The sequence below is a fragment of the Mycobacterium sp. 852002-51152_SCH6134967 genome (assembly GCF_001667105.1).
Classification (GTDB): Bacteria; Actinomycetota; Actinomycetes; order Mycobacteriales; family Mycobacteriaceae; genus Mycobacterium; species Mycobacterium neumannii_A.
Genome location: NZ_LZIK01000046.1, coordinates 1 through 12,588, shown reverse-complemented (window position 1 = coordinate 12,588; position 12,588 = coordinate 1). Strand labels below are relative to the sequence as shown.

Genomic DNA, 12,588 nt, shown 5'->3' with positions numbered 1-12,588 from the left:
TGGTCCACCCGGATGAACGAGCGCTGCGAGGTCGAATGGCTTCCGCCGCCCGAACTGGACACCGGCCAGGCGCGGCTGAACTATTACCACCGACCTGAACGGCTCCTGCGCCCGCCGGACGAGCAGGAAAGTCGCAGCCACAACGACACCGCTGCGCCGAGCGCCGCACCGGCTGACGACAGCCAGCTCGGCGACACGCAAACCAGCGTCGCACCGACCGAACCCGCTGAGGTCGGCCAGCCCGGCGACACGCCATCGAGCGCTGCCTCGCCCGTCGACGGTGCCGGCGAGCCCGGTGGGCCCGCGCCTCCAGGAGATTGGGCGGCCTGACAGCCGCGAATCTCGAGCACCGTCTTCCGGACTCAGCCCTGCGCCTCGACGGCGACCGGTTGCCATTCCTCCCATGTCTTGAGCCGGTTCTCGTAGTCGGCCCTGGCCAACTGCAGCGGAAGCTCACCGAAAAACACTCGCAGCGGCGGGTTTTCGGCGTCGACGACCTTGAGTAGAGCTCGCGCCGACGCCTGCGGATCGCCGGGCTTGGCCACGCGCTGACTGCGGATCCGGTCGGCTTCCTCGTGCACCTCTCGGTAGTCCGGCAACGGCGTCGAGCGTCGAGACGACGAACCCGCCCAGTCGGTCGAGTAGCCGCCCGGTTCGATCAGCGTGACGTGCACCCCGAACGGGGCCACTTCCTGCGCCAGCGACTGCGAGAAGCCCTCAAGCGCCCACTTCGACGCGTGGTAGATGCCGACGTTCTGGAACGCGACGATCCCGCCGATCGACGACACCTGAATGATGTGCCCGCTGCGCTGCGCCCGCAGATACGGCAGTGCGGCCTGGGTGACCCACAACGCGCCGAAGACGTTCGTCTCGATCTGGTTGCGCGCCTCCTGCTCGGTCAACTCCTCGATGAAACCGAAGTGCCCATAGCCGGCGTTGTTGACGACGATGTCCAGCCGGCCGAAATGGTCGTGGGCCTGCTTGACCGCCGCGAAGTCCGCCTCGCGATCGGTCACGTCCAACGCCAGGGGCAGCAACGCGTCGCCGTACCTCTCGACGAGATCGTCCAATGACGAGACGTTGCGCGCTGTCGCCGCGACCTTGTCACCACGCTCGAGCGCCGCGATCGTCCACTCGCGCCCAAAGCCCCGCGACGTTCCGGTGATGAACCAAACCTTTTCGCTCATGCTCCCTATATCTCCCCTAGACGGACTCCGCATTCCCGCTTCAAGCATCTTCACAGCTACGGTTGCCTCATGAGCCGGGCGACGCTGGAGAAGAACCCCCGCGATGTGGCATCGATGTTCGACGCGGTGGCCCGGCGCTACGACCTGACCAACACCGTCATGTCGCTGGGCCAGGACCGGTTCTGGCGGCGAGCGACGCGGGCAGCACTGCGCATCGGCCCACAGGACAAGGTGCTCGACCTCGCGGCGGGCACGGCCGTGTCGACGGTCGAGTTGGCCACTTCGGGCGCGTGGTGCGTGGCCGCGGACTTCTCGGTCGGCATGCTGGCCGCAGGGGCCTCGAGGGATGTGCCCAAGGTCGCCGGTGACGCGACGAGACTGCCGTTCGACGACGGTGTGTTCGATGCGGTGACGATCAGCTTCGGTCTACGCAACGTCGTCGACCATGTAGCGGGGCTGCGCGAGATGGCGCGCGTCACCCGTCCCGGCGGACGGCTGGTGGTGTGCGAGTTCTCCACACCGACGAACCGGTTGTTCGCGACGGTGTACAAGGAATACCTGATGCAGGCGCTGCCGAGGATCGCGCGGGCGGTGTCGTCCAACCCGGACGCCTACGTCTACCTCGCCCAGTCGATCCGCGCCTGGCCCGATCAGACGCAGTTGGCCCGTCAGGTCGCCGACGCCGGATGGTCCTCAGTGCGCTGGCGCAACCTCAGCGGGGGCATCGTCGCGCTGCACGCCGCCACCAAATCCCAGCGCTGATTGTCGGTCGGGTACCGCGATCGCGCGCTACGGTCTGGGCATGTACGGACGGCTTGCTGACCCGGACCGCACGCTCGGAACCGATCCCCGCTCCGACCCCCGAATGGTCAAGGCGTTCGCGCAGTTCGGTCTTGAGGGCCGACTGCCCGCCGCACCGCTGAGCGTCGACTCCCCGCTCGAGGACCGGATCGCCTTCGCGACCATGAGCGAGGAGGGGATGGGCGCCATTCTCGAGGCGCTGGGTAAGGATCTGCCTGCCGTCTCCGGGGTGACCACGTCGACGACAACGATCACCGGACCGGACGCCAACGACATCATGCTCTACATCAGCCGCCCAGAGGATGACGCCGGCGGCCCGCTGCCCGCCGTCGTCCATCTGCATGGCGGCGGCATGGCGATCGGCAGCGCGGCCGACATCGGTTACGTCAGAATCCGCGAATGCCTCGCCGCCACTGGGCTTGTCGTGGTCGGTGTGGAGTTCCGCAACTCCGGCGGCAAACTCGGACCGCACCCATTCCCGGCCGGACTCAACGACTGCGCGGCCGCGGTGCGCTGGGTGGCCGCCAACCGCGCAGAACTTTGTGTCAGTCACCTGGTCGTCTCGGGGGAGTCCGGCGGTGGCAACCTCACACTGACCGTCGCGCACAAAGCCAAACGAGAGGGATGGCTGCACGAGATCGCCGGCTGTTACGCGCAGTGCCCGTACATCTCCAACCGCTGGCTCGACGAGTGCGAGGACCTGCCGTCGCTGGCGGAGAACGACGAGTATTTCGTCAGCCGCCACCAACTCGCGCTGCTCGGTTCGATTTACAACCCTGACGGCTCCCATGCCGACGACGCCACGTGCTGGGCTGCGGTCGCCACCGACGAGGAGCTCAGCGGGCTTCCGCCACATGTCATTTCGGTCAACGAACTGGACCCGCTGCGCGACGAGGGCCTCGCCTACTACCGCCGCCTGCTCCGCGCGGGCGTTCCCGCGGTCGGCCGGGTGGTGGCGGGCACCTGCCATGGCGGTGACCTACTGTGCGGGGCTTACATGCCCGAGGTGTTCGACGCATCAATCCGCGACGTCAGCGGGTTCGCGAAATCGCTAGGCTAGTCGTCGATGTCGATTGCCGCTTGCTGGCTGCCGCCCGCCGGAGGGGCGGTGTTGACGACCGGCAGGGGCGGTTCGGACTTGGCGTTCGAGGACGGCTTTCCGGTGGCCCCTCGATACGGTGTGCACACACCGACGTAAGGCACGTCCTGACACGGCCCCTGCGGCAGCGCGGGCGCGACGGGGGCAGAGAGAAGCGCGGCAGCGGCGACCGCGATCGCGGCAACTGCCGATCGAACCGTCACACCGAGCATCGTGGTTTCCTTCCGCCGATGCATACATGAACGCCGCTGTGCTCCAGGATAATCCCCGCACGCTGCCGAAAACAGGTCATCTAGCTGGGCTTACAGTTAGCCTGGTTACGAATCCTGATCCCTGCGGGTATCCCAGATGCGTTCCGACTGCGGGCCGACATCGGGGTCGTGCGTTTGCTGAAAGTTGCGCCCGCCGCGTGCGTAGGTCGCGAGAACCGCTGCGGGAACGTCGGGTTCGAGGACAGGCTCGCTGAGCCAGCGGCACGGCCGCACATGAACCAGGTCGACAGCGGAGGCCTCGTCGGTGTCGTCACGGCGGTACGGACCATCGATACGGCCTAACCAGAAAAGACCATCCGCGTCGCGGGTCCACACGAAGGACCCATCCTCGACATCGGCGAACCGGTCCACGCGACGAGCCAGCCGCTCGCCAAAACCCGCGTCGCCGAAACCGACGACGCCCAGCGCCAACGCCCGGTCGAGCGATCCCTGTGGGTCGATGTCGTCGCGACGGGATCGCATCGGAGCCCGGTACACGGCGGTCATCCGCGATATTCTGCCTGCGCCATGGAGACGTTCAAGCGCTATTTGATGTTTCAGGGCATGATGTTCGTCTTCGGCATCGTCGGCCCGATCTTCCTCGTCTTGTACTTCGCGTCCCAACCGGACCCCACCATGCGGTGGGCGTACTGGATCGGGTTGTTCGTCACCGCGGCCGACATACTGATTGCCTTGGGGCTCACCGCTTCTGCGCAGACGAACCGGGACCCGGCGCCCACCCGCGTCGCCCTGAAGCTCGGCGAGCGGCGTCGGCGCGACTGACTAGCTGAACGGTGTGCGGGCGTCGATGCGCCGCGACAGGCGGCCGGCTCCGCGCCAGACCCGGGCCGTCCAGTCCTCGTCCTCGTCGGTGACGAAGTTGCCCATGACCCGCACCGCGACATTCATCAGCGTCTCCGACCGCATGGCGAGCGGCCCGGTCGACGGCAGGAACCGCGGGAACGTCAGCAGCAGCGCGAGCCGCCTGGCCACCGAGAACCCGCGCGCATAGTGCGCCGTCAGCACGGCGGGCCACACCTGCGTGAGATCGCCGGTGCCCAGCAGTTCGGCGGCCAGCCTGCCGGTTTCGAGCCCGTAGTCGATGCCCTCGCCGTTGAGCGGGTTCACGCAGGCGGCCGCGTCGCCGATCAGCATCCAGTTCGGTCCGGCCACCCCCGACACGGCGCCGCCCATCGGCAGCAGTGCAGACAGGCCGGCGCGCGGTTCCCCGACGAAGCCCCACTCCTCACGACGTAACCCGGTGTAATAGGACATGAGGGGCCGCAGCGCGGCGTCGGCCGGGCGCTTGGCCGTCGCGAGCGCGCCGACGCCGATGTTCACCTCCCCATTGCCCAGCGGAAAGATCCAACCGTATCCGGGCAGCACCGCCCCCTGCGGCGAGCGCAACTCCAGGTGCGAGGTGATCCACGGTTCGCTCGCGCGCGGCGTCGCGATGTAGCCGCGGATCGCCACGCCGTACACCGTCTCCTGATGCCATTCGCGGCCCAGGACGCGGCCCAGCGTCGAGCGGGCTCCGTCGGCGACAATCAGCTCGCCGCACCCGATCTCGGCGCCCGAGTCGAGGATCACCGCCTCCACGCGCCCGGAGGCGTCACGACGCACGTCGACGGCTTTCACGCCGAGCATCATCTTCGCGCCGTCGTCGACGGCGACCATGCGGATCCGGTCGTCGAGTTCGGTGCGGGGGACCGCGCTCGACGTTGACGGGAACGACGGCCCCGGCCATTCGATTTCGACATCGGCCCCGAATCCGGACATCCGCAGCCCGCGGTGCTGCACCCGGTCATCCAGCCACGGCCCGAGTCCGAGGCGGCGCATCTCCAGCACCGCGCGCGGGGTCAGGCCGTCGCCGCAGGCCTTGTCGCGCGGGAACTGCGCCTTGTCGATGACGAGGACATCGCGGCCGTTGCGCGCCGCCCACGCTGCGGCGGCCGAACCAGCCGGCCCGGCCCCGACGACGACCACGTCCCCCTTCATCGATCCCCCGGTCGTCCCCTGCCCTTCGGGCGTGGGCCCATCGCTCCTGCCCGCCGAACCATCCATGGTTCCCAGTATGTTGGCAGGGTGAGGACGCCAGCGACGGTGGTAGCCGGGGTGGACTTCGGAGATCCCGAATTCGCGCAGGAAGTGCGCGACGGGGTCGCCCGCATCGAAGACCTGATGGCCACTGAGCTCGGCAAAGCCGACGAGCTGATGGCCGAAGCGGTACAACACCTGTTTCAGGCCGGCGGGAAGCGGTTCCGTCCGCTGTTCACGGTGCTCTCAGCCCGGCTGGGTCCGGACCCGGATGCGTGGCAGGTCACCGTCGCGGGCGCGGTCATCGAACTGGTCCACCTTGCGACGCTGTACCACGACGACGTGATGGACGAAGCGCAGGTCCGCCGCGGTGCCGACAGCGCCAACGCGCGCTGGGGCAACAACATCGCGATCCTGGCCGGCGACTACCTGTTCGCCACCGCCTCGCGTCTGGTCAGCAGGCTCGGGCCCGACGCCGTGCGCATCATCGCCGACACCTTCGCCCAGCTGGTCACCGGCCAGATGCGTGAAACCCGCGGCGCGGCCGAGCACGTCGACTCCGTCGAGCACTACCTGAAGGTCGTGTACGAGAAGACTGCATGCCTGATCGCGGCGTCCGGCCGGTTCGGGGCGACGTTCTCCGGCGCCGACGAAGAGCAGATCGAGCGGTTGAGCCGGCTGGGCGGCATCGTCGGCACGGCGTTCCAGATCTCCGACGACATCATCGACATCGACAGCGATCCTGACGAGTCCGGCAAGGTGCCGGGCACGGACCTGCGCGAGGGCGTGCACACGCTGCCGGTGCTGTACGCGCTGCGTGACGACGGTCCTGCTGCCGACCGGTTGCGCGAGCTGCTGGCCGGGCCGGTGGAGAACGACGACGACGTGGCCGAGGCGCTGCGGCTGTTGCGGGGCTCGCCGGGCATGGCGAAGGCCAAGCAGACCGTCGCGCAGTATGCGGTGCAAGCCCGCGAGGAGCTCACGCAGCTGCCCGAGGGGCCGGGCCGTCAGGCCCTGGCGACCCTGGTGGATTACACGGTCAACCGGCACGGCTGAGCGCCAGGAACTTGCGGAGCCCGACTAAGCGTTGATTCAGCGAAGTCTTTCTTTCTGGAGGAGGAAGCGATGACCTGGCATCCGCACGCGAACACCGCCAAGACGTTCGCTCTGCTGGTGGGGTTCTCGGCGCTGATCGTGTTCATCGCCGCGCTGTTCCGCAATACGGCGCTCATCGGCCTGGCGGTGCTGTTCGCCGTCGGCATGAACGCCTACATGTATTTCAACAGCGACAAGATCGCGCTGCGGGCGATGCACGCCCAGCCGGTCACCGAGATGCAGGCGCCGGTGATGTACCGGATCGTGCGCGAGCTGGCCACCACCGCCCGCCAGCCGATGCCGCGGCTGTACATCAGCGACACCGACGCGCCGAACGCGTTCGCCACCGGGCGCAATCCGCGCAACGCCGCGGTGTGCTGTACGACCGGCATCCTGCAGATCCTCAACGAACGCGAACTGCGGGCGGTGCTCGGTCACGAACTGTCGCACGTCTACAACCGCGACATCCTGATCTCGAGCGTCGCCGGCGCGATGGCCGCGGTGATCACCGCGCTCGCCAACCTCGCCTACTTCGCGACGATATTCGGCGGTAACCGCGAGGGCGCGAATCCCTTTGCGATCCTGTTGGTTTCGATGCTCGGACCCATCGCGGCGATGGTGATCAAGCTGGCCGTTTCGCGGTCGCGGGAGTACCAGGCCGACCAGTCCGGCGCGGAGCTGACGGGCGATCCGCTGGCGTTGGCCAGTGCGCTGCGCAAGATCAGCGCCGGCGTCGAGCAGGCGCCGCTGCCGCCCGACCCCAAACTGGCCGATCAGGCGCACCTGATGATCGCCAACCCGTTCCGTGCGGGCGAGAAGATCGGCAAGCTGTTCTCGACGCACCCGCCGATCGGGGACCGCATCGCCCGCCTCGAGTCGATGGCCGGTCGGGGCCCGGGTTACTACTGACGCCTCACCGGTCAGGATCTGTCAGCAGCATCTCGACCATCGGCAGGGCGGTGTTCTCGCTCGTGATCGGTGCACCCAAGGTCGATTCGAGGACCGGCTTCATCGTCTCCCACGCCCGGCGGTGCCGGCCGACGTCACGACGTAGCGCGGCGTCAGCTTCGCCGCATCGAAATCCTCCTGCGCTGTTCGTACGCGCCACCCCTGGGAGTGCGCTGTGTGAGCGGTCCGCGGAGTCCTTGTCTGCGTGCGTCAAGGGGGAGTAGAACCGACAGTACGGACCACCCCGACGGACGGCGAACCCCAACGGAAGGGCGGTGGGTCGGTATGTCACCGGCTATGTCGTTGAGCGGGCCTGCCCGATTGGAACAGCGGGTCGCACGCATCTGCGCACGGGCTCACGACCCGCTCGAACTATTGGCTGCGGTGGCTACCGCCGTGAGGGCGGAGATCTCCTACGCCGCTGCGGGCTGGCTGCTCACCGACCCCGACACTCTGCTCATCACCGGGGTGCACGCCGAGAACGTCACACGTCAGCAGAACCTCGACCTCATCGAATGCGAGTTGACCACCGACGACGTGAACAAGTTCGTCGACCTCGCGCGACGGGACGTCCCGGCGGCGTCGCTCGGCATCGAGACCGCCGGTGACCTGAGCCGCAGCGCGCGGTGGTCGAAGATCTACCAGCCCAACGGATACGGGGACGAGATGCGCGGCGTCTTCAATTCGGGGTCGGTCACCTGGGGGCACTTCTGCCTGACCCGGCGGGCCGAGGATGCGTTCTTCACCGAAGGCGAGGTCGCGACGATGGCGAGGCTCTGCCCGCACGTGGCCAACGGCATCCGGGCATCCCTTCAACTCGGCGAGAAGTCCGCGCCAAGTGTTGCCGCAGCACCCGCACTGGTGATGTTCGCCGACGACGGCAGCATCGAGTCGATGACACCGCAGGTCACCGACTGGCTGGGTCCGGTCGAGGACGAAGGTCTGGAGAGCACCATCGTGCTGCACGAGGTCGCTCACCAGGCGCGTGTTCTCGCCGAAACCGGTGTCGGCGAGCCGGCGATGGCGCGCACCAGGGCGCGCTCGGGGGACTGGCTCGTGGTGCGGGCAGTCCGTATGGAGCGAGAGGGGTCGAGAACAGGTTGCACCGCAGTGGTTTTGGAGCAGGCGCGGCGTTCGGACATTGCGCCGCTGCTGGTCCACCTGAGCCAGCTGACCCGTCGTGAGAAGGAGGTCACCCAGCTGCTGTTGACCGGCATGTCCACCAGGGAGATCGCCGGCCGGCTGTGGATCACCGCCGAGACGCTGCGTGGTCACGTCAAGGCGATCTTCGCCAAACTCGGTGTGAACAGCCGTCCGGAGCTGGCGGCACTACTCTCGCAAGATCTCGTCCTTCGGCGCTGACTCTCGAAGCTCAGAAGCCGCCAGCTGCACGGCGATCTCGTCGGCTACCCGTCTGGCGAGCGTTCCCACGAATCTCGTCAGCCCCGGCCGGTACACGTAGCCGACGAAGCGAAGACCCGGCAACACCTCGCCACCACGCCCGTCACGCGGCATGTCTCGCTGCTCGAGGACATCGAGGTGAGAGACCATGGCGTCCAGCCCGGTTCGGTACCCCGTGGCCGCGACGATGGAGTCGACCTGGACGGAGGTGCCGTCTGCCAGGACCGCCCCATCGGGTTGCAGTCGGTCGACGGCTGCTACCACACGAAGCGAGCGGTCGCGGATCGCGTCGACCACTTGACGGTCGACGATCGCCGTTCCGGCGCCGCGGCGTTTGAGTCCGGCGATCGGCCCCTCCGGCGGCGCGGAGAACCCGAAATCGCTGAGGTCGCCGATGATTCCGCGCTGCACGGCGAGCAATAGCTTGTCGACGAGCCCGGCGGGCAGCCGGAGAAAGAGCGGCATGGGCAGGTCGAGGGGCAACCCGCCGACTTCGCGCAGAAGGATGTTCGGCGGAGTGCGCACCGCCAGCAACACCTCTGGGCAGCCCGAGCGGCTCAACTCGTGGGCGATCTCGAGTCCGCTGGAACCGGCGCCGGCGACCAACACACGCTGGCCGGAGAACGGGTGGGCGTTGCGGTACTGCGCGGCGTGCACGATCTGCCCGGCGAAGCGGTCGTCGGTTGCCCAGTCGGGCAGAGCGGGCTGATTGAAGATGCCCGTGGCGACCACGACATGGCGCGCCCTGCGCGCCCCGCCGTTGGTTTCCACGTTCCAGCCGCCGTCGGGCGCCTGGTCGAGCCGGAGCGCGTCGACGCCGAACTCGACGGCCACACGATGGCGTCCGGCGTAGGTCTGCAGATAGTCGACGTACTGGTCGCGGGTCGGAAACTGCCCAAAGTGGCGCGGGAACGGAGCGCCGGGCAAGGCGGAGTTACGCCGGCAGGTGTTGAACCGTAGGGCGTCGTAGCGGCCGGACCAGGCCGCGCCGATCTGCCCGCCACGCTCCACGACGGTCACATCGATCCCTCGCGCATGCAATTCTGCGGCGCAGGACAAGCCGGCCGGACCGCTGCCGATCACCAGCACGGTGTGCGCGGTTCGCATTCGGTTCCTCCGTGACGTTGCCTGAATACAGCGTCGGTCGAAGCCGCGCTCGGCGCCACCCCACAGGTGGGGGGTTCACAACCGGCGGTCGACGTCGGTAACAGCTTGTCGACCTGCGGCGATGTGATTCGTATGCTGCGAGGATCCGCCGCACCCCTTAGGGTGTGGACCGTGCTGAATCGGGTGTTGATCGGCGTCGTCGGGTCCGCGGGGGCGGCCCTGATCGGCGCGCAAGGTATCGCCGTAGCTCAACCGTCCGAACCACTGCCGCCACCGGCGCCGAACGTCAATGCGCTCGCACCGGTGAAGCTGTCGGAGTTCGCGAAGATGGACGGCCACTGGTACGCGTTCAAGACCCCGGACGGGTTGACGTGCGTCCTGCAGCGCAACGGCGGCTACGGCTGCAGCGGCGCGATTCCCGCGGCACCGGACGGCGCGAACTTCGTCAGCGGCGGCCCGGGGGTTCCGCAGTTCTCCGCGACGACGGCCGATGTGTTCGCCGTCGTCGGCGACGCCAAGCCACTTCCGGCCGGTTCGCGGATCAGCTTCCAGACCGTCAGCTGCGGCAGCGACGGCGGCGTGACCACGTGCTCGGACAGCCGCAACCAGTCCGGCTTCGTGTTGTCCCCCGCGGGCAGCTACATTATCAACGGCGGCAGGGATCCGCTGCTCGAGCGGCCCGAGGGCACCAACCCCTTCTTCAACTGAGCGCTAGAACCCCGCGCCGTGCACCTCGTGCCCGGGCTTTTCGACCATCAGGCCGCGGTAGGCCTCTTCAACACTGGAGCCGTGGTTGACCACGGCGTCGACCTCGCGAGCGATCGGCATCGAAATCCCGTACTGGTCAGCGAATTCCATGATGACGCTGGCGGCCTTGACGCCTTCGGCGACCTGGTTCATCGACGCGATGATCTCGTCGATCGGCTTACCCGCGCCCAACTGCTCGCCGACGTGACGGTTGCGGCTGCGCTGGCTGGTGCACGTGACGATCAGGTCACCGATGCCGGCCAGGCCGGCGAATGTGTCGCGGTGCCCGCCGGTCGCCTCGCCGAGTTTGGACATCTCGCGGATCGCGCGGGCCATCACCATCGCCCGCGTGTTCTCGCCGATGCCGAGCGAGTAGCCCATGCCGACCGCGATCGCGTAGACGTTCTTCAACGCCCCGGCCATCTCCACGCCGACCACGTCGTCGGTGGTGTAGGTGCGAAACCGCTTGGTGCGGAACAGTCGTGCCAGGTCCGCCGCGAGTTGTTGGTCGGGCATGGCGAGCACCGCCGCGGCGGCGTACCCCTCGGCCACCTCGCGCGCGATGTTCGGCCCGGCCAGGATCCCGGCCGGATGCCCGGGCAGCACCTCGGAGACGACCTGGCTCATCCGGAAGTTGGTGCCCTGCTCGAGACCCTTGACCAGCGACACCACCGGGACCCACGGCCGCAACTCCCTGGCCAGTTCGGTGAGCACAGCGCGGAAGCCGTGTGACGGCACGCCCATGACGATGACGTCGGCGCATGTTGCCGCCTCGGAAAAGTCCGTCGTGGCCTTCAGGCCGTCCGGAAGCTCGACCTCGTTGCCCAGGTACTTCGAGTTGCGGTGGTTGTCGTTGATGTCGTCGGCGGTCTCCGCAGAGCGCACCCATTGCAGCGTCGGCCCGCGGCGGGCGCAGATGGACGCCACGGTGGTGCCCCAGGAGCCTCCACCGAGAACGACGACTTGAGGTACACGTTGCGCAGGTGCCATGCCGATCAGGGTAGGTCGGACGGCCCAAAACCAGGGCGTATTCGGAAACGACGGCCCAGTGTGCGCGCCGATTTCTGCGGCAGGGCCGTGCTTGACCGGGTGGGCCCGACCCTCAGGCAGAAGTGGGCGCACTCACGCCAGGTGGCTCCGAGCGCTCAGCGGTAGTTGACGAACTGCAGCGCCACCTCGAGGTCGGCGCCTTTGAGCAGCGCGATCACCGCCTGCAAATCATCGCGCTTCTTACTGCTGACGCGGATCTCCTCGCCCTGGATCTGTGCCTTGACGCCCTTGGGGCCCTCGTCGCGGATCAGCTTGGTGATCTTCTTGGCCTGCTCGCTCGTGATGCCCTGTTTGATCTGGCCGCTGACCTTGTAGGTCTTGCCCGACGCCTGCGGATCGCCGGCGTCGAACGCCTTCATCGAGATGTCGCGGCGCACGAGCTTCTCCTTGAACACGTCGACGGCGGCCTTGGCGCGCTCCTCGGTCGAACTGGTGATGACGACCGTCTCCTCGCCCTGCCACTCGATGGACGTTTCGGTGCCGCGGAAGTCGTAGCGGGTCGCCAGTTCCTTGGCGGCCTGGTTCAGCGCGTTGTCCACCTCCTGGCGGTCGACCTTGCTCACGACATCGAACGATGAATCCGCCATGGATCGGTCCTCCTAGATGCTCGACTGAGGGTCTGGTCCCGTTTTCGTCTTCGGACCATCCTCGTTGTACCCTGCAAGTCGCACCAAACCGGGTCACCCGGCGGTGCAGCACCCAGGCAGGTTGCCCGAGCGGCCAATGGGAGCGGACTGTAAATCCGTCGGCTTACGCCTACGCAGGTTCGAATCCTGCACCTGCCACTCTGTGATGTCTCGGGACATCGTTGACGGGTGTCCCGAGACATCGTTTACATGTCGACCCGGTTTTCGGGGGATTTTCC

Annotated in this window: 14 protein-coding genes, 1 tRNA gene and 1 pseudogene; 9 read left to right on the top strand and 7 right to left on the bottom strand. The window is 67.7% G+C overall.

Annotation, left to right across the window (positions count from 1 at the left end):
• Window positions 1-330, top strand: a pseudogene (locus A5790_RS25995) (hypothetical protein); the annotation flags it as partial.
• A gap of 32 nt (window positions 331-362) precedes the next feature.
• On the opposite strand, the gene A5790_RS14785 reads toward A5790_RS25995, so the two are convergent.
• Window positions 363-1,187, bottom strand: a complete 825-nt coding sequence (locus tag A5790_RS14785; protein WP_066845516.1) for an SDR family oxidoreductase — start codon at window positions 1,185-1,187, stop codon at window positions 363-365.
• Between the two features lie 69 nt (window positions 1,188-1,256).
• On the opposite strand from A5790_RS14785, the gene A5790_RS14780 reads away from it, so the two are divergent.
• Complete coding sequence (locus A5790_RS14780) at window positions 1,257-1,949, top strand: demethylmenaquinone methyltransferase (RefSeq protein ID WP_066845513.1); 693 nt, start codon at window positions 1,257-1,259, stop codon at window positions 1,947-1,949.
• 40 nt (window positions 1,950-1,989) lie between these two features.
• Complete coding sequence (locus A5790_RS14775) at window positions 1,990-3,048, top strand: alpha/beta hydrolase fold domain-containing protein (protein ID WP_066845510.1); 1,059 nt, start codon at window positions 1,990-1,992, stop codon at window positions 3,046-3,048.
• Here the strand turns inward: A5790_RS14775 and A5790_RS14770 are convergent.
• Entirely contained in the window at window positions 3,045-3,290 is a 246-nt protein-coding gene (locus A5790_RS14770; protein WP_126315898.1) for a hypothetical protein, read from the bottom strand. The two genes, A5790_RS14775 and A5790_RS14770, sit on opposite strands and share 4 nt — an antisense overlap.
• 114 nt (window positions 3,291-3,404) lie before the next feature.
• Window positions 3,405-3,845, bottom strand: coding sequence for a GAF domain-containing protein (locus A5790_RS14765; protein ID WP_197696794.1), 441 nt, complete (start codon window positions 3,843-3,845; stop codon window positions 3,405-3,407).
• Window positions 3,846-3,866: 21 nt separating this feature from the next.
• Between A5790_RS14765 and A5790_RS14760 the strand changes: the two genes are divergently transcribed.
• Window positions 3,867-4,121, top strand: a complete 255-nt coding sequence (locus tag A5790_RS14760; protein ID WP_066845503.1) for a hypothetical protein — start codon at window positions 3,867-3,869, stop codon at window positions 4,119-4,121.
• Here the strand turns inward: A5790_RS14760 and menJ are convergent, their stop codons facing one another.
• The gene (menJ, locus tag A5790_RS14755) at window positions 4,122-5,336 is read right to left on the bottom strand and encodes a menaquinone reductase (protein WP_066845500.1); all 1,215 of its coding nucleotides are present in this window, start codon (window positions 5,334-5,336) and stop codon (window positions 4,122-4,124) included.
• Window positions 5,337-5,423: 87 nt separating this feature from the next.
• Here menJ and grcC1 point away from each other — a divergent pair, with 87 nt between their 5' ends.
• The 3 genes from grcC1 to A5790_RS14740 all read left to right on the top strand — a co-directional run bounded on the left by grcC1 (window position 5,424) and on the right by A5790_RS14740 (window position 8,780).
• Entirely contained in the window at window positions 5,424-6,431 is a 1,008-nt protein-coding gene (grcC1, locus tag A5790_RS14750) for a nonaprenyl/(2E,6E)-farnesyl/geranylgeranyl diphosphat synthase (RefSeq protein WP_197696793.1), read from the top strand.
• Window positions 6,432-6,500: 69 nt separating this feature from the next.
• On the top strand, window positions 6,501-7,379 hold the full coding sequence (gene htpX, locus A5790_RS14745) for a zinc metalloprotease HtpX (RefSeq protein WP_066845494.1): 879 nt from the start codon (window positions 6,501-6,503) through the stop codon (window positions 7,377-7,379).
• A gap of 423 nt (window positions 7,380-7,802) precedes the next feature.
• A complete protein-coding gene (locus A5790_RS14740) occupies window positions 7,803-8,780 on the top strand; it encodes a LuxR C-terminal-related transcriptional regulator (protein ID WP_197696792.1) in 978 nt (325 codons plus the stop codon).
• Here A5790_RS14740 and A5790_RS14735 read toward each other — a convergent pair.
• Window positions 8,748-9,926 (bottom strand): NAD(P)/FAD-dependent oxidoreductase, encoded by a 1,179-nt coding sequence (locus tag A5790_RS14735; RefSeq protein ID WP_066845482.1) that lies wholly within the window; start codon window positions 9,924-9,926, stop codon window positions 8,748-8,750. The genes A5790_RS14740 and A5790_RS14735 overlap by 33 nt on opposite strands.
• Before the next feature lie 132 nt (window positions 9,927-10,058).
• On the opposite strand from A5790_RS14735, the gene A5790_RS14730 reads away from it, so the two are divergent.
• On the top strand, window positions 10,059-10,634 hold the full coding sequence (locus A5790_RS14730) for a hypothetical protein (RefSeq protein WP_066845522.1): 576 nt from the start codon (window positions 10,059-10,061) through the stop codon (window positions 10,632-10,634).
• Between the two features lie 3 nt (window positions 10,635-10,637).
• Here the strand turns inward: A5790_RS14730 and A5790_RS14725 are convergent, their stop codons facing one another.
• Both A5790_RS14725 and A5790_RS14720 read right to left on the bottom strand, forming a co-directional pair.
• The gene (locus A5790_RS14725; protein WP_066845479.1) at window positions 10,638-11,663 is read right to left on the bottom strand and encodes an NAD(P)H-dependent glycerol-3-phosphate dehydrogenase; all 1,026 of its coding nucleotides are present in this window, start codon (window positions 11,661-11,663) and stop codon (window positions 10,638-10,640) included.
• 155 nt (window positions 11,664-11,818) lie between these two features.
• Window positions 11,819-12,310 (bottom strand): YajQ family cyclic di-GMP-binding protein, encoded by a 492-nt coding sequence (locus tag A5790_RS14720; RefSeq protein WP_066845476.1) that lies wholly within the window; start codon window positions 12,308-12,310, stop codon window positions 11,819-11,821.
• A 115-nt stretch (window positions 12,311-12,425) separates the two neighbouring features.
• Here A5790_RS14720 and A5790_RS14715 point away from each other — a divergent pair.
• Window positions 12,426-12,508, top strand: a tRNA-Tyr gene (locus A5790_RS14715).
• Window positions 12,509-12,588 lie beyond the last annotated feature (80 nt).